The following is a 16645-nucleotide window of genomic DNA, read 5'->3' as shown; positions in this document are numbered from 1 at the left end:
GTGGCAGCTTCAACTGACGATCGCTATTGCAAAGCCGTCATAGCCCTTGGCGCCAACAGCCTGGATCGCGGTACCTTGCAGACGCTTGTCGCTGCCAATGAACGAGAATGCCGCGCGTGCCCCTTCGACATTGGCGTCGCGGCCATCTTCGTTCACCACCGCGCCGTCACGGATGACATTGTCGCAGACGATGACAGTCCCCGGCCTCGAAAGACGCATCGCCCAGGACAGATAGTGCTGGTTGTTCGGCTTGTCGGCGTCGATGAAGATGAAGTCGAACGGCCCGGCATTCTCGGCGCCTAACGCGGCAAGCGATTGAAGCGCCGGTCCGACCCGCAGTTCCACGCGGTCAGATACCCCTGCCCGTTCAAAGTTCGACCGCGCGACACTGGCGTGGTGCGGATCAAGCTCGAGCGTCACGACCTTGCCGTCCACGGGCAACGCTCGCGCCATCCAGATTGTCGAGTAGCCGCCCAACGTGCCGATTTCGAGTACCTTCTTCGCTCCCTGCATTCGCGCAAGAAGTGACAGCAGCTTGCCTTGTGCCGGGGAAACATCGATCGGCGGTAGGCCGTGGTCATGGTTGGCCGCCAGAACGGCATCGAGGGCGGGATCCGCCTCGAAAAGAGCCTCGACAATGTAGCCGTCGACAGAAGCCCAGATCCTCCTGCTCATCCGTTGTCCTCCGATCCGATGGGGAACCACAATGCGAAAAGGGGCCACTTGGGCCCCTTTTCTATCTTCTCTTACTTGCGCGCTTACTGCGCGGCGGTAACCATGTCGGTCAGCATCGGCTCGGCGACCTCGACGCCGGACGCCTTGCGGCGCTCGTCGATGATCAACTCGTCGCGCGAAGTGGCGATGCGCCGGATCTGGCTCATCGTGCCGCCGGTGCCGGCCGGGATGAGCCGGCCGACGATGACGTTTTCCTTCAGCCCCTGCAGCATGTCGGTCTTGCCGGCAACCGCAGCTTCGGTCAGCACCCTCGTCGTCTCCTGGAAGGAGGCGGCGGAGATGAAGGACGGCGTCTGCAGCGAGGCCTTGGTGATGCCCAGCAGCACCGGCTGGCCTTCGGCCGGCTTCTTGCCCTCCTCGACCAGGCGCTCGTTGACCTCTTCCAGTTCGATCACGTCGACGTGGTCGCCCGGAATGTAGGTCGAATCGCCCTGCGTGGTGATCTCGACCTTCTGCAGCATCTGGCGAACGATCACCTCGATGTGCTTGTCGTTGATCGACACGCCCTGCAGGCGGTAGACCTCCTGGATCTCGTTGACGAGGTAGGAGGCAAGCGCCTCCACGCCCTTGATCGCCAGGATGTCGTGCGGCGCCGGATTGCCGTCGAGGATATAGTCGCCCTTCTCGATGACGTCGCCGTCCTGGAGATGGAACGGCTTGCCCTTCGGGATCAGGTATTCGACCGGCTCAAGCGTCGAGTCATGCGGCTCGATGATGATGCGGCGCTTGTTCTTGTAGTCGCGACCGAAGCGGATCGTGCCATCGATCTCGGCGATGATGGCGTGATCCTTCGGACGGCGTGCCTCGAACAGTTCGGCCACACGCGGCAGACCGCCGGTGATGTCCTTGGTCTTGGCGCTTTCCATCGGAATACGCGCCAGCACGTCGCCGGGGCGAACCTGTGCGCCGGGCTCGACCGAAAGAATGGCCTCGACCGAGAGCAGGAAGCGGGCGTCGCCACCCTTCGACAGCTTGCCGACCTTGCCCTTGGCATCCTGGACGACGATCGCCGGCTTGAGGTCGTTGCCGCGTGGCGTCGAACGCCAGTCGATGACCTCGCGCTTGGTGATGCCGGTCGATTCGTCGGCGGTTTCCTGAACGGAAATGCCATCGACCAGATCTTCGAACGCCACCCTGCCCTCGATTTCGGTGAGGACCGGGCGGGTATAGGGATCCCACTCGGCAATACGCTGGCCGCGCTTCACCTTGTCGCCATCGTCGACGAAGATGCGCGAACCGTAGGTGACGCGGTGCGTGGCGCGTTCCTTGCCGGCCTCGTCGAGGATCAGCACCGCCATGTTGCGACCCATGACCATCAGCTGGCCGTCGGAGTTGCGCACCACGTTGCGGTTGCGGATCTCGACCTTGCCCTCGTACGAGGCTTCAAGGAACGAGGAATCCACCACCTGCGCCGTGCCGCCCATGTGGAAGGTACGCATGGTGAGCTGGGTGCCCGGCTCGCCAATCGACTGCGCCGCGATGACGCCGACAGCCTCGCCCTGGTTGACAGGCGTGCCGCGGGCCAGATCGCGTCCGTAACAGACCGCGCAAACGCCGACCCTGACCTCGCAGGTTAGCGCCGAACGGATGCGGACAGACTGCACACCGGCCTTTTCGATCAGTTCCACGTCACGCTCGTCCATCAGCGTTCCGGCCTTGACCAGAACCTCGCCGGTGACCGGGTGAGTGATATCGTCGAGCGAGGTGCGGCCGAGAACGCGCTGACCAACCGAAGCGACGACCTGACCGGCATCGACGATCGGCTGCATGGTGAGGCCCTTGTCGGTGCCGCAGTCGAGCGAGTTGACGATGCAGTCCTGCGCCACGTCGACAAGACGACGCGTCAGGTAACCCGAGTTCGCCGTCTTCAAGGCGGTGTCGGCCAGACCCTTGCGGGCGCCGTGGGTCGAGTTGAAGTACTCGAGCACGGTCAGGCCTTCCTTGAAGTTCGAGATGATCGGCGTCTCAATGATTTCACCGCTAGGCTTGGCCATCAGGCCGCGCATGCCGGCGAGCTGGCGCATCTGGGTGGGCGAGCCGCGCGCACCGGAGTGCGACATCATGTAGATCGAGTTCATCGGCTTCTGACGGCCGTTGTCCTCGAACTCGACCGCCTTGATGCGGGCCATCATTTCGTCGGCGACCTTTTCCGAGCACTTGGCCCAGGCGTCGACGACCTTGTTGTACTTCTCGCCCTGGGTGATCAGGCCGTCATTGTACTGCTGCTCGTATTCCTTGGCCAAAGCCTCGGTGTCGGACACCAGCTTGATCTTGGCATCCGGGATCAGCATGTCGTCCTTGCCGAACGAAATGCCGGCACGGCAGGCGTGGCTGAAGCCGAGAGCCATGATGCGATCGCAGAAAATGACCGTCTCCTTCTGACCGCAATGGCGGTAGACGGTGTCGATCATCTTGGAGATGTTCTTCTTGGTCATCTCCTGGTTGGCGGTCTCGTAGGGCACGTTGACGTTCTTCGGCAGCAGCTCGCCGATGATCATGCGGCCAGGCGTGGTGTCGTGGATCTTCGATACGACCTTACCGTCGGCGTCGACCGTGCGGAAGCGCCCCTTGATCTTGGAATGCAGCGTTACCGCCTTGGTCTCGAGCGCATGCTGGAGCTCGCCCATATCGGCAAACACCATGCCCTCGCCCGGCTCGTTCTGGTTGACGATCGACAGATAGTAGAGACCGAGAACCATGTCCTGCGACGGGACGATGATCGGCGCGCCGGAAGCCGGGTGCAGGATGTTGTTGGTCGACATCATCAGCACGCGAGCCTCGAGCTGCGCTTCCAGTGACAGCGGCACGTGGACCGCCATCTGGTCGCCGTCGAAGTCGGCGTTGAAGGCCGTGCAGACCAGCGGGTGAAGCTGGATCGCCTTGCCTTCGATCAGGATCGGCTCGAACGCCTGGATGCCGAGGCGGTGCAGCGTCGGCGCGCGGTTCAACAGCACCGGATGCTCGCGGATGACCTCGTCGAGGATATCCCAGACCTCCGGACGCTCCTTTTCGACCAGCTTCTTCGCCTGCTTGACGGTCGAGGAGTAACCCTTGGCGTCGAGACGGGCGTAGATGAAGGGCTTAAACAGCTCGAGCGCCATCTTCTTCGGCAGGCCGCACTGGTGCAGCTTGAGCTCGGGACCGGTGACGATGACCGAGCGGCCGGAATAGTCGACGCGCTTGCCGAGCAGGTTCTGGCGGAACCGGCCCTGCTTGCCCTTCAACATGTCGGACAGCGACTTCAGCGGACGCTTGTTGGCGCCGGTGATGACGCGGCCGCGGCGGCCATTGTCGAACAGCGCATCGACGGCTTCCTGCAGCATGCGCTTTTCATTGCGCACGATGATGCCGGGCGCGCGCAGCTCGATCAGCCGCTTCAAGCGGTTGTTGCGGTTGATGACGCGGCGGTAGAGGTCGTTCAGATCCGACGTAGCGAAACGGCCGCCGTCCAGCGGGACAAGCGGACGCAGATCCGGCGGGATCACCGGAACCACCTTCATGATCATCCATTCCGGACGGTTGCCGGATTCCATGAAGTTCTCGACGACCTTGAGACGCTTCAGATACTTCTTCTGCTTGAGCGCGGAGGTGGTCGAAGCCAGTTCCGAACGCAGATCGCCGGCGATCTTCTCGAGGTCCATGCCGGCCAGCAGGTCGTGGATCGCCTCGGCGCCGATCATGGCGGTGAAACTATCCTCGCCATATTCGTCGACGGCCATCATGTACTCTTCCTCGCTGAGCAGCTGGTGCTCCTTCAGCGCGGTGAGGCCGGGTTCGGTGACGATGTAGTTCTCGAAGTAAAGGACCCGCTCGATGTCCTTCAGGGTCATGTCGAGCAGCGTGCCGATGCGCGACGGCAGCGACTTCAGGAACCAGATGTGGGCGACCGGTGCCGCCAGCTCGATATGGCCCATGCGCTCGCGGCGGACGCGCGACAGCGTGACTTCGACGCCGCACTTCTCGCAGATGACGCCCTTGTACTTCATGCGCTTGTACTTGCCGCACAGGCACTCATAGTCCTTGATCGGACCAAAAATGCGCGCGCAGAACAGGCCGTCACGCTCCGGCTTGAAGGTGCGGTAGTTGATGGTCTCCGGCTTCTTGATCTCGCCGAATGACCAGGACAGAATCTTCTCAGGGCTGGCAAGCGAGATCCGGATGGAATCGAACACCTGCGCAGGCGCCTGGGGGTTGAAGAGATTCATGACCTCTTGGTTCATGCCGTTCTCCTTTTCGGGGTCCTCGAAAACCCCTTGCATCTAGCGCGGGCCAAACGCCCGCCGACTTGATCGGCCATCGGCCGAGAATTTGGTGCGTCCGGTCGCGGGAAGGCCGCGGCCGGACGTCTTGCTTACTCGGCCGCGTCGGGCAGCCGGATCGGGTTGTCGTCGAGCTTGGTGTTCTCCAACTCGACATTGAGGCCGAGAGACCGCATTTCCTTAACGAGAACGTTGAAGCTCTCGGGGATGCCGGCCTCGAATGTGTCGTCGCCTCTGACGATCGCCTCGTAGACCTTGGTGCGGCCGGCGACGTCATCCGACTTCACCGTCAGCATCTCCTGCAGCGTGTAGGCGGCGCCGTACGCTTCAAGCGCCCAGACCTCCATCTCGCCAAAGCGCTGGCCACCGAACTGCGCCTTGCCGCCCAGCGGCTGCTGGGTAACGAGCGAGTACGGCCCGATCGAACGCGCGTGGATCTTGTCGTCCACAAGGTGGTGAAGCTTGAGCATATATATGTAGCCCATCGTCACTTTGCGATCGAACGGTTCGCCGGTGCGTCCGTCATAGAGCTGCGACTGACCGCTGGTGTGCAGGCCCGCCTGCTCCAGCATGATGTTGATGTCGGCCTCGTGCGCGCCGTCGAACACCGGTGTCGCGATGGAGACGCCGCGGCGCATCTGCTCGCTGAGGCGAACGATGCTCTCGTCGTCATATTCGCGGACCGGCTCGTTGCGGTCATTGGCCGGCATGAAGCTCTCAAGCGTCTTGCGCAGCGGCTTGATGTCGCCCGCCGTCTTGTACGCATCGATCAGATCGCCGATCTTCTTGCCCATTCCGGCGCAAGCCCAGCCCAGATGCGTTTCCAGGATCTGGCCGACATTCATGCGGCTCGGCACACCCAGCGGGTTGAGCACGATGTCGGCATGCGTGCCGTCCTCGAGGAAAGGCATGTCCTCGACCGGAACGATCCGCGACACGACACCCTTGTTGCCGTGCCGGCCGGCCATCTTGTCGCCGGGCTGCATCTTGCGCTTCACGGCCACGAAGACCTTGACCATCTTCATGACGCCCGGAGGCATCTCGTCGCCGCGCTGCACCTTCTCGACCTTGTCCATGAAGCGCTGCTCGAGCGCCTTCTTGGAATCGTCGTACTGGCCACGCAGGGCTTCCAGTTCGCTCTGGAGCTTTTCGTTCTCCACGGCAAACTGCCACCACTGCGAACGCGGATACTCGTCGAGCGTGTCCTTCGACAGCTTCGAGCCCTTCTTGAAGCCCTTCGGCCCGGCAATCGCCTCCTTGCCGACGAGAACGTCGGAAAGGCGCGAATAGACGTTACGGTCGAGGATCGCCTGCTCGTCGTCGCGGTCCTTGGCGAGGCGTTCGATCTCCTCGCGCTCGATCGCCATGGCGCGCTCGTCCTTCTCGACACCGTGGCGGTTGAAGACGCGCACTTCGACGACGGTGCCGAAGGTTCCCGGAGGCATGCGCATGGAGGTATCGCGCACGTCCGAGGCCTTTTCACCGAAGATGGCGCGCAGCAGCTTTTCTTCCGGCGTCATCGGGCTTTCGCCCTTCGGCGTGATCTTGCCGACCAGGATGTCGCCCGGCTGCACTTCCGCACCAATGTAGACGATGCCGGCCTCATCGAGGTTCTTCAGCGCTTCTTCCGAGACGTTCGGGATATCGCGCGTGATCTCCTCCGGCCCGAGCTTGGTGTCGCGGGCCATGACTTCGAACTCCTCGATGTGGATCGAGGTGAAGACGTCGTCGGCGACGATGCGCTCGGACAAGAGGATGGAATCCTCGTAGTTGTAGCCATTCCACGGCATGAACGCGACCAGCACGTTGCGGCCGAGGGCCAGATCACCGAGCTCGGTCGACGGGCCGTCGGCGATGATGTCGCCCTTGTTGACCCGGTCGCCCATGCGCACCAGCGGACGCTGGTTGATGCAGGTGTTCTGGTTCGAACGCTGGAACTTCATCAGCCGGTAGATATCGACGCCGGACTTGCCGGGATCGAGATCTTCCGTGGCGCGGATGACGATACGCGTCGCGTCCACCTGGTCGACGATGCCGCCGCGGCGGGCGCCGATGGCGGCGCCCGAGTCACGGGCGACGATCGGCTCCATGCCGGTGCCGACGAACGGCGCTTCGGCGCGCACCAGCGGCACGGCCTGACGCTGCATGTTCGAGCCCATCAGCGCGCGGTTGGCGTCGTCGTTCTCAAGGAACGGAATCAGGGCCGCGGCCACCGACACCATCTGCTTCGGCGACACGTCCATCAGATCGACGTTTTCGCGCGGCGCCATCATCACTTCGCCGGCGTTACGGCAAATGACGAATTCGTCGACGAAATGACCATTCTTGTCGAGCTCGGCATTGGCCTGCGCGACGTGGTGCTTGGCCTCTTCCATAGCCGACAGGTAGACGACCTCATTGGTCAGCTTGCCGTTGACGATCTTGCGGTACGGGCTCTCGATGAAGCCGTATTTGTTGACACGCGCGAAGGTCGCAAGCGAGTTGATCAGGCCGATATTCGGGCCTTCCGGCGTCTCGATCGGGCAGATGCGGCCGTAATGCGTTGGGTGCACGTCGCGCACCTCGAACCCGGCACGCTCGCGGGTCAGGCCGCCCGGTCCAAGCGCCGACAGGCGGCGCTTGTGGGTGATCTCCGACAGCGGGTTGGTCTGATCCATGAACTGCGACAGCTGCGAGGAACCGAAGAACTCGCGCACGGCGGCAGCCGCCGGCTTGGCGTTGATCAGGTCCTGCGGCATCACCGTGTCGATCTCGATCGAGGACATACGTTCCTTGATCGCGCGCTCCATGCGCAGCAGGCCGACGCGGTACTGGTTCTCCATCAGCTCGCCGACCGAGCGCACGCGGCGGTTGCCGAGATTGTCGATGTCGTCGATCTCGCCCTTGCCGTCGCGCAGTTCGACCAGCGTCTTGACCACGGCCAGGATGTCGTCCTTGCGCAGCACGCGCACGGTATCCTCGGCCTTGAGTTCGAGGCGCATGTTCATCTTGACGCGGCCGACGGCAGAAAGATCATAGCGCTCGCTGTCGAAAAACAGCGAGTTGAACATGGCTTCGGCGGTCTCGAGCGTCGGCGGCTCACCGGGGCGCATGACGCGGTAGATGTCGAACAGCGCGTCCTGGCGGCTCTCGTTTTTGTCGACGTTGAGCGTGTTGCGGATATAAGCGCCGACATTGACGTGATCGATGTCGAGAACCTTGATCTCGTCATCGCCGGTGCCGAGAAGCACTTTCAGCGTCTTTTCATCGATCTCGTCGCCGGCTTCGAGGAAAATCTCGCCGGTGCCATAGTTGACGATGTCCTCGGCAAGGTAGTTGCCGAGCAGATCCTCGTCGGTCGCCTTGATCGCCTTAAGACCTTTTTCGCCAAGCGCCCTGGCCTGGCGGGCAGTGATCTTCTTGCCGGCCTCGACGACGACCTCGCCGGTGTCGGCGTCAACCAGGTCACCAACGGCCTTGAGGCCGCGGAAACGCTCGACGTTGAAAGGAATGCGCCAATGGTCGCCGGCGCGCTTGTAGGTGATTTTGTTGTAGAAGGTCGACAGGATCTCTTCGCCGTCCATGCCGAGCGCCATCAGCAGCGACGTCACCGGAATCTTGCGGCGGCGGTCGATACGGGCGTGCACGACGTCCTTGCTATCGAACTCGATGTCGAGCCACGAGCCGCGATAGGGAATGACCCGCGCGGCAAACAGAAGCTTGCCGGACGAGTGCGACTTGCCCTTGTCATGGTCGAAAAAGACGCCCGGCGAACGGTGCATCTGCGAGACGATGACGCGCTCGGTGCCGTTGACGATGAAGGTGCCGTTCAAGGTCATGAGCGGCATGTCGCCCATGTAGACGTCCTGCTCCTTGATGTCCTTGATCGACTTCGCGCCGGTATCCTCGTCGATATCGAACACGATGAGGCGCAGCGTCACCTTGAGCGGCGCCGCATAGGTCAGGTCGCGCTGGCGGCATTCGTCAACGTCGAATTTGGGTCCTTCGAACTCGTACTTCACGAATTCCAGCATCGAGGAGCCGGAAAAATCGGAAATCGGGAAGACCGACTTGAAAACTGCCTGCAGCCCCTCGTCAGGACGCCCACCCTTGGGCTCCTCCACCATCAGGAACTGGTCATAGGATGCCTTCTGAACCTCGATCAGGTTCGGCATCTCCGCAACTTCCGGGATCTTTCCGAAAAATTTGCGTACGCGTCTGCGGCCATTGAAAGTCTGGGTCTGGGCCATCGTCGCTCCTTAGCTCAATTCTCGGGACGAGCCTCGCCGCGGCTCGCCTTGCATCTCGGGCCACCTCGGCGGCCCTGTCTTGTTGCCCGCCGCCTGTCGGCGGCTTCTTGTCTTTTCACCCACCACCAATTGGCGGTGGGCCAGAAACGGGAGAAAACCCGTTTCCTGAAGGCCGGTTTGCGGCCCTCAGGAAAGAGGTTTTCGCACTCTTCGCGCCATGAGCCTCCCCTCGACGTGAAGGGAGTGGCGGACGGCGCGCCGCCGTCCGCCGGTACTCAACGCTTACTTCAGTTCGACCTTGGCGCCGGCTGCTTCCAGCTGGGCCTTGAACTTGTCCGCGTCGGCCTTGGAAACGGCTTCCTTGACCGGCTTCGGAGCCGCCTCGACCAGGTCCTTGGCTTCCTTGAGGCCAAGACCGGTGATGGCGCGAACTTCCTTGATGACGTTGATCTTCTGAGCGCCTGCTTCGGTGAGGACGACGTCGAATTCCGTCTTTTCCTCGACCGGAGCAGCAGCGGCCGCGGCGCCGCCAGCAGCGGCAACCGCCACCGGAGCAGCGGCGGAAACGCCCCACTTTTCTTCAAGAAGCTTCGACAGCTCGGCCGCCTCGAGGACGGTCAGCTTCGAAAGGTCGTCTACGATCTTTGCCAGATCAGCCATTGCAATGTTCCTTCATAAGGTTCGAACGTGTGTTTGTGATAGCGAGGAACGGCCTCATGCCGCCTCGTCCTTCCGGGCGTAAGCGCCGATGACGCGCGCGACCGAAGCCGCAGGCGCATTGACGATCTGGGCGATCCGGGTTGCCGGCGTGGCGATCATGCCAACCAGCCTGGCGCGCAGCTCATCGAGCGACGGAAGTGTGGCGAGTGCCTTCACACCGTCGGCGTTGAGCGAGGTGGTGCCCATTGCGCCGCCGAGAATGACGAGCTTGTCATTTCCCTTGGCGAAATCGGACGCGACCTTCGGCGCCGCAATCGGATCCTCCGAATAGGCGATCAGCGTCTGTCCCTTGAACAGCTCGATGATCGATGCGGAGTCCGTGCCCTGAAGAGCGATTTTGGCGAGACGGTTCTTCGCGACTTTGACGGTGCCACCGGCGGCGCGCATTTTCGACCGAAGGTCGTTCATTTGCGCGACGGTGATACCGGCGTAGTGGGCCACGACGACTGAACCAGCGCTTGAGAACGCATCATTCAGGCCCGTGACGAGTTCGCGTTTTTCCGCTCTGTCCACTGCCTATCTCCAGTTGACCCCTGCCCTCTACGAAGGACAGGCGTCGGGTTGCCTTTTGCCGGCCGGGCCATCCAGTAACGGATCTCCCGAACGACGCTCGAGGATCCTGCCCCCTTTCGCCACACCTGCCGGCAAGCCGGACGGTGCGCAGACAAAAGGCAAACACGGTTCGAACCTTTCATTGGAGCGTTCGCTCCTTTGTCCGGTCTTCACCCGTCTCATGCAGGCCCACATGAATTAAGGCCCACATCACCTAAGGCTTGGGGGCCGCCTGCAATCTCGGACAGGATGTCCGGAAGCCTTTCGACTTCCGGTACCGGGCCGCCGACAGGTCGGAGGCCCGGAATTCTTTCACGGATCAGCGTCTTAGCGGCCGATCCAATTGTTCGTATCAGGACGCTGCGAGCGTCGAGACGTCGAGCTTGAGGCCCGGGCCCATCGTCGAGGTGACCGACACCTTCTTGACGTAATTGCCCTTGGCACCAGCCGGCTTTGCCCTGGTCACCGCATCGGCGAAGGCGCGGACGTTCTCTTCCAGCGCCTTGACGTCGAACGAGACCTTGCCGACGCCGGCATGAACGATGCCGGCCTTCTCGACGCGGAACTCGACGGCGCCGCCCTTCGATGCCTTCACGGCGGCGGCCACGTCGGTGGTGACGGTGCCGACCTTCGGGTTCGGCATCATGCCGCGCGGGCCGAGCACCTTGCCGAGACGGCCGACCAGCGGCATCATGTCCGGCGTGGCGATGCAGCGGTCGAAGTCGATCGTGCCCTTCTGGACGATGTCGACCAGATCCTCGGCTCCGACGATGTCGGCGCCGGCGGCCTTGGCCTCCTCGGCCTTGTCACCGCGCGCGAACACGGCGACGCGAACGCTGCGGCCGGTGCCGTTCGGCAGGTTGACCACGCCGCGGACCATCTGGTCGGCATGGCGGGGGTCGACGCCGAGGTTCATCGCGACTTCGATGGTCTCGTCGAACTTCACCGAGGAGCGATCCTTGAGCAGCTTCAGCGCCTCACCCAAAGCGTAAGCCTTGTTGGGATCGATGCCTTCGCGGGTCTGCGATACACGCTTTGCAATCTTTGCCATGATCTCAGCCCACCACTTCCAGACCCATCGAGCGGGCGGAGCCCTCGACCATGCGCATGGCCGCCTCGACGTCGTTTGCGTTCAGATCCTTCATCTTCTGCTCGGCGATGGCGCGCACCTTGTCGCGGCCGATCGTGCCGGCCTTGACCTTGCCCGGCTCCTTCGAGCCCGACTTCAGGTTCGCGGCCTTCTTCAGGAAGTAGCTCACCGGCGGCGTCTTCATGACGAAGGTGAACGACTTGTCCTGGTAGTAGGTGATGACGACCGGAACCGGCGAGCCCTTTTCCATTTCCTGGGTCTGCGCGTTGAACGCCTTGCAGAACTCCATGATGTTGATGCCACGCTGACCAAGCGCCGGGCCGATCGGGGGCGACGGCGTCGCCGATCCCGCGGAAACCTGGAGCTTGAGCTGGCCTGCAATTTTCTTAGCCATCTCTCTTCCTGCCTTTTCTCATGCCGGTCTTGCCGGCGGTTGCAGTCTGGTGGTGCGGTCCGCGCGGCCGGCTAAAGCCGCATTCGCCTCCCACCCGTTTTGGCCGCGCGATCTCCGCGCCGCCTTCCCTGCCGCCGAAACCGGTGCAGGGATTTCGGATCAGCCCTTCTCGACCTGTCCGAATTCCAGATCGACCGGCACGGCGCGCCCGAAGATCGATACTTCCACCTTGAGCCGCGCCCGCTCCTCGTCCACTTCCTGGACGAAACCGTTGAACGACGCGAATGGTCCATCCGAAACGCGGATCGCTTCGCCGATCTCGAACGTCACCGACGGCTTCGGCCGCTCGACGCCTTCCTGAACCTGGTTCAGGATACGCTGGGCTTCGGCTTCGGTGATCGGCACCGGCTTGGAGTCGCCCAGGAACCCGGTGACCTTCGGCGTGTTCTTGACGAGCGAGAACACGGCATCGGTCAGATTGGCCTTCAACAGCACATAGCCCGGAAAGAACTTGCGCTCGGCATCGACCTTGCGGCCGCGGCGGATCTCGACGACCTTCTCGGTCGGCACCACGATCTGCTCGATGTCGGCGGACAGGCCCTTCTGCTTGGCCTTGTTCTCGATGTCCTCGGCGACCTTCTTTTCAAAGTTCGAGTAGGCGTGGACGATGTACCACCGCGCGGTCATTTTAAGACTTCTCCGTAATCGCCGGACTTACTGTCCGAGGCCGAGGATTTTTTCGACCGCAAAGCCCATGGCCACGTCTGCGGTAAAGAAAAAGATCATCGCGATGACCGCGAACACAAGGACCATCACCGTCGAGATCACCGTTTCGCGCCGCGACGGCCAAGTGACCTTGGCAGTCTCCGCGCGAACCTGCTGGAGAAAGGTGAAAGGATTTGTGGTTTTCGAAGCCATATGCCGCTCTGTCTGCAAGACCCGTTGGCCGGGTCTCCTGGATGATCCCGCTGGCCGGGACGTGCCGCTTGAGCGTGCGTTCGCGCCGAATCAGCGCAATCATTTCGCCCATGCAAATCAGACGCGTAAAGCCGGCTTCCCAGCTCCACGCGTCGCGTGTCTGTTTCGTCTACATAAAACCGATTCTTGATCCACGCAAGTGGCAAGTGTCCGCTTTATGACCAAACGCCGCCTCGGAACCATCCAGTCGTCCCGTCCCGGCTATGCGGCCCTTATGCCGCAACTTATGCTATATGGCAAGTCACAAGCCGGTTTTCAAAGGCTGCGCTGCAAAAGAATCGTTTTTTAGGTATCCATTCGTAGGAATGGCACGGGCAGCAGGGCTCGAACCTACGACCTGCGGTTTTGGAGACCGCCGCTCTACCAACTGAGCTATGCCCGTATGCGCATGTCGGCGCAGCAGGCGCTTCCTAAAAGCTTCCGCGCGCTCTGTAAAGAGCGGTGTGCGCTGCCCAGCCTTCATCTTCGAAAGTCGAGGCGTCCTCCCGGCCATTTCCCGTCGATCCGTTGATTGCTGACGACCAAACCGACCCAGGGACGCACGATTTGTGGGTCGGTCAGATTGATATATTTTCCAACCAGCCCTTTCGCACTGACGCGCCGCGCATCAATGAGCCCCTTGCGCACGCCATCATGCCAATCGAACAGTAGGTAAACTCTCTCTCCCGCCGTCGTCAGCTCGCCCCGGCCAGACTTCCATTTACCCTTGCTATCGCCTGGAATCGTGGGGTCGGCACCGCCGTTCCATCGGCTGGACCACCTGCCTTCGATGGTGTCGTTGCGGTCGCCGTCGCTTTCGGTGCCCCAGGCTTCGGCGTTTTCATCGCTTGCAGCTCCCTCCAGTTTTACGCCGGCGGCGAACGCCGACACCTCCTCGTCGTCGGGAGTGGGGACATCCATGACACCGGAACGGGTTTCGGGTTCCGCGGTTGCCGTCAAAGGTGCTGCCTGAATTTTTCTTGCCTTCCGATCTCATCGCAAAGTCTCCGGTTTTCAGTGAGGCCCCGCCAGTCGACGGCGACTTTAAACCGTTAGCCTGGAGGACCGAGACCTCCATAGCCACCCGTTTTCCTGGCCGGCAGGGTTTTCGACCGATTCACGCCCGGTCAGTTTCCCGAAGGCGGCTTGTAGGGGCCGCCCGGCACGCCCCAACCCCAGACCGGCATTGGTTCCGCCTCGGGATCGCAGGTCGGACCTTTGTTGGAGTTCATCTTGGCCAGCCGCGATCCCCATTCGATATAGGCCATGAAGGCCGAGCGGAATTCGGGATCGTCAGGCAGCCCGATCTCGTCGGCGGCGTCGGCGAGGAGATTGATCCAGCGCCGGCGCTGCTCCTCGGTCAGATGCTTGCCAAGATGATGCATCACCATCTCGCGATGGCCGCCATGCTTTTCGCTGTAGGCTTTCGGTCCACCGAAAACTTCGCCGATGAAGGCCGCGACGTGGGCCGGATGGTCCGCCGACATATGCTTGAACACCGGCCCGACAATGGGATCCCGAGAGACGTTGTCGTAGAAGGTCTGGGTCAGGCGGTTCAGCGCTTCGGTGCCGCCGGCCCATTCGAACAATGTCGGGACGTCCTGGCTCATTTGCGATCCCTCGCCTGGCTGGTCTTCTACCACGCCGGACGATAGCGGAAACATCCAGCATCGCTCAACCTGTCTCGATGGCCAGCTTCCGAAACCGACGCGCCCCTACAATTTGGCGGGCGCCTCGGCCTGCGCATTGGGCGAGAGCACCACGCGGCAATTGTCAGGCTTCGGCACCGATCTGCACAGGGTGGCACCGGTCAGCTCGTCCACTGATTGCGGCCCAGTCGTCAGTCCGGCCCTCAGCATCACGTCAGGTTCGAGCTGACGCTCGACCGAAATGCGCTGAAGCGTCATGAACAGATCACGGTTGATTGCCATCTCGTCAAGGTAAGCCTTGATCAGCTGGGCTTGTCCCATCAGGTAAAGGCTGAGTAGCGCCCGTGGACCGACAAGCCGCCTGACGCCCCCAGCCAGCATCAGCGCGCAGGCCGAATCGCAGTCGCCTTTCGCATCGCTGGCCACTCCGGCATAGGCGCCATCTTTGGCCAAGCAATTCCACTCTTCCGGGTCGCAGCCAACGAAATCGGTACGGGCAACGGCGACGTCGAGCTTCTTTTCACGGATAAGTCGCCCCATCGCCAGAGCGCTGAACAAGTCGCCGCCTCGCGAGCTCACCACTATAGGCAGCCGCCGGCTGCCAAGCGTAGCGAGCAACTGGCCCAGCTTCTGCGGGGTTTGGCTCGTGATTATGCCTTGTGCCGAGATCCATTCCGGGCAGTCGGGATTGCAGGACGAATTGCTGCGGCGAACCACAACGAAGCGCATCTCGGGTGCCCCGTTCCCCGGCACTGCCACGAGCGGCCGAGCCCACATCCATTCCGGGCAGTGGGGCTCGCACATCGGATCGCTGCCGCGAACGAGTATGAAGCCCTTGTCCGGCGCCTCGTTTCCTGGCACTGCCTCGACCGGCTGAGCAGGTGCCTCCTTGGCCAGGTGAGAAAGTGGGACTTGAGCCGGCTGAGACGGTCCGGCCTTCGCTTCGATTGCTGCCACCTTGGCCGGCTTGGCATTCGCAGGGACCTCCCTGCAGTTCGGCGGCGCAGGACTCCGCTGGCATATGCCCGCCTGCGTAAGTATGTCGAGGGAGTCCCTGCTGGTGATCAGCTTCATCGTCAGCATGTCGTCGAGGGCGATCTGCCGGATGTCGCTGGCGGGCGTGGCCTTCATTCTGTCGATTACGCCCCGTCCGACACCCATGTCCCTGAGATAGGCCGAAAGTTTCCTCTCAAGCGCCTTGCTCATCTCATAGGTCTTGTAGCCGGCATTGTCTTGAGTGATGGTTTCTGTGGTGATCCTATATTTTTTGCCCCGCACAACTCGATAGGTGGTTCGATAGTGCCGTGTTGTGCGGAAATAGGTCGTAGTGATCTGATGGACGCCTAGATAGGCCCAACCGCCGACCACGCGTCCGACGCCTCCGGCAAACATCAGCGGACATGCGGAGTTGCACATGGCACCCCCGTCAGACGCAATGCCGAAATATGCTGCGCCCTTGCCGTCATTGGCCCGGCAATCTTTCATCCCGGGCCAACAATCGGAAAACTTGGTCGTACCGACGGCGATATCGAGCTTGTTTTTGCGGATTATTCGACCAAGCTGGAGCGCAGCATCGACATTGCCGCCCGGGGAATTGACGATGATCGGCAGTTTGCGGCGGCCGAGCGTCTTCAATATGCGCTTGAACTGCGCTGGCGTGCCCGCTTCGATGGCGCCTTCTGCCGAAATCCATTCCGGACAGTTAGACTCGCAGCCGGTCGCGTTGCTGCGCACGACGACGAATCGCATCGGCGAGAGATCATCGGATAATAGCTTCGGATCGGTCCAAGTCGTCGGATCGGACCATTTCGGGAAGACATCCTCGGCCTTTGCGGCGAAGGCAGCCATCGCCATGGCAATAACCAGCAGCCCGCGCCACCACCTTGCCACGCTATCTAAACGGCGTCCCGAAACCACGCTTGGCAAAAGCCCCCTTGATGCAACCTATAATAGTTGCGGCAATGGTGGTTGCAATAGCTTTGAAACACCCGCGCAAGATTGTTCTGCCTCGAGTCAGTAAGCGAAAAAGGCGGCCCGAAGACCGCCCTTTCGCATCGACC

The 16645-nt window shown here is 61.9% G+C and carries 12 protein-coding genes and 1 tRNA gene; all 13 read right to left on the bottom strand.

Features of this window, described 5'->3' with window-relative positions:
• Positions 1-9: 9 nt before the first annotated feature.
• Positions 10-675, bottom strand: a complete 666-nt coding sequence (locus NKH71_RS09910; protein WP_352894833.1) for an O-methyltransferase — start codon at positions 673-675, stop codon at positions 10-12.
• A gap of 83 nt (positions 676-758) precedes the next feature.
• On the bottom strand, positions 759-4955 hold the full coding sequence (gene rpoC, locus NKH71_RS09905; RefSeq protein WP_352894832.1) for a DNA-directed RNA polymerase subunit beta': 4197 nt from the start codon (positions 4953-4955) through the stop codon (positions 759-761).
• 131 nt (positions 4956-5086) lie between these two features.
• Positions 5087-9223, bottom strand: a complete 4137-nt coding sequence (rpoB, locus tag NKH71_RS09900; RefSeq protein WP_352496503.1) for a DNA-directed RNA polymerase subunit beta — start codon at positions 9221-9223, stop codon at positions 5087-5089.
• Positions 9224-9505: 282 nt separating this feature from the next.
• Positions 9506-9883 (bottom strand): 50S ribosomal protein L7/L12, encoded by a 378-nt coding sequence (gene rplL, locus NKH71_RS09895; RefSeq protein ID WP_023680442.1) that lies wholly within the window; start codon positions 9881-9883, stop codon positions 9506-9508.
• A gap of 54 nt (positions 9884-9937) precedes the next feature.
• Positions 9938-10456, bottom strand: coding sequence for a 50S ribosomal protein L10 (gene rplJ / locus NKH71_RS09890; RefSeq protein ID WP_008875657.1), 519 nt, complete (start codon positions 10454-10456; stop codon positions 9938-9940).
• A gap of 391 nt (positions 10457-10847) precedes the next feature.
• Entirely contained in the window at positions 10848-11546 is a 699-nt protein-coding gene (gene rplA / locus NKH71_RS09885) for a 50S ribosomal protein L1 (RefSeq protein ID WP_352485033.1), read from the bottom strand.
• A gap of 4 nt (positions 11547-11550) precedes the next feature.
• A complete protein-coding gene (rplK, locus tag NKH71_RS09880) occupies positions 11551-11979 on the bottom strand; it encodes a 50S ribosomal protein L11 (protein WP_023680440.1) in 429 nt (142 codons plus the stop codon).
• A 159-nt stretch (positions 11980-12138) separates the two neighbouring features.
• Positions 12139-12666, bottom strand: a complete 528-nt coding sequence (nusG, locus tag NKH71_RS09875; protein WP_006333333.1) for a transcription termination/antitermination protein NusG — start codon at positions 12664-12666, stop codon at positions 12139-12141.
• 27 nt (positions 12667-12693) lie between these two features.
• On the bottom strand, positions 12694-12897 hold the full coding sequence (secE, locus tag NKH71_RS09870; protein WP_023721668.1) for a preprotein translocase subunit SecE: 204 nt from the start codon (positions 12895-12897) through the stop codon (positions 12694-12696).
• Positions 12898-13263: 366 nt separating this feature from the next.
• Positions 13264-13339, bottom strand: a tRNA-Trp gene (locus NKH71_RS09865).
• 77 nt (positions 13340-13416) lie between these two features.
• Entirely contained in the window at positions 13417-13896 is a 480-nt protein-coding gene (locus NKH71_RS09860; RefSeq protein ID WP_352894831.1) for a hypothetical protein, read from the bottom strand.
• A gap of 167 nt (positions 13897-14063) precedes the next feature.
• Entirely contained in the window at positions 14064-14546 is a 483-nt protein-coding gene (locus NKH71_RS09855; RefSeq protein WP_352792041.1) for a group II truncated hemoglobin, read from the bottom strand.
• Positions 14547-14651: 105 nt separating this feature from the next.
• A complete protein-coding gene (locus NKH71_RS09850; protein WP_502900351.1) occupies positions 14652-16334 on the bottom strand; it encodes a COG3904 family protein in 1683 nt (560 codons plus the stop codon).
• Positions 16335-16645 lie beyond the last annotated feature (311 nt).

Source organism: Mesorhizobium sp. M0983 (assembly GCF_040318975.1).
In the GTDB taxonomy this organism is placed as follows: Bacteria; Pseudomonadota; Alphaproteobacteria; order Rhizobiales; family Rhizobiaceae; genus Mesorhizobium.
The sequence above is the reverse complement of the archived record's forward strand: the minus strand, read 5'-3'. Positions and strand labels throughout refer to the sequence as shown.

Excerpts from the sequence above, each read along its gene's own strand:
- rplA (WP_352485033.1), bottom strand. The coding sequence starts at position 11,546 with ATGGCAAAGATTGCAAAGCGTGTATCGCAGACCCGCGAAGGCATCGAT.
- NKH71_RS09910 (WP_352894833.1), bottom strand. The coding sequence starts at position 675 with ATGAGCAGGAGGATCTGGGCTTCTGTCGACGGCTACATTGTCGAGGCT.
- rplL (WP_023680442.1), bottom strand. The coding sequence starts at position 9,883 with ATGGCTGATCTGGCAAAGATCGTAGACGACCTTTCGAAGCTGACCGTC.
- NKH71_RS09855 (WP_352792041.1), bottom strand. The coding sequence starts at position 14,546 with ATGAGCCAGGACGTCCCGACATTGTTCGAATGGGCCGGCGGCACCGAA.
- nusG (WP_006333333.1), bottom strand. The coding sequence starts at position 12,666 with ATGACCGCGCGGTGGTACATCGTCCACGCCTACTCGAACTTTGAAAAG.
- rpoB (WP_352496503.1), bottom strand. The coding sequence starts at position 9,223 with ATGGCCCAGACCCAGACTTTCAATGGCCGCAGACGCGTACGCAAATTT.
- secE (WP_023721668.1), bottom strand. The coding sequence starts at position 12,897 with ATGGCTTCGAAAACCACAAATCCTTTCACCTTTCTCCAGCAGGTTCGC.
- rplK (WP_023680440.1), bottom strand. The coding sequence starts at position 11,979 with ATGGCTAAGAAAATTGCAGGCCAGCTCAAGCTCCAGGTTTCCGCGGGA.
- rpoC (WP_352894832.1), bottom strand. The coding sequence starts at position 4,955 with ATGAACCAAGAGGTCATGAATCTCTTCAACCCCCAGGCGCCTGCGCAG.
- NKH71_RS09850 (WP_502900351.1), bottom strand. The coding sequence starts at position 16,334 with ATGCGATTCGTCGTCGTGCGCAGCAACGCGACCGGCTGCGAGTCTAAC.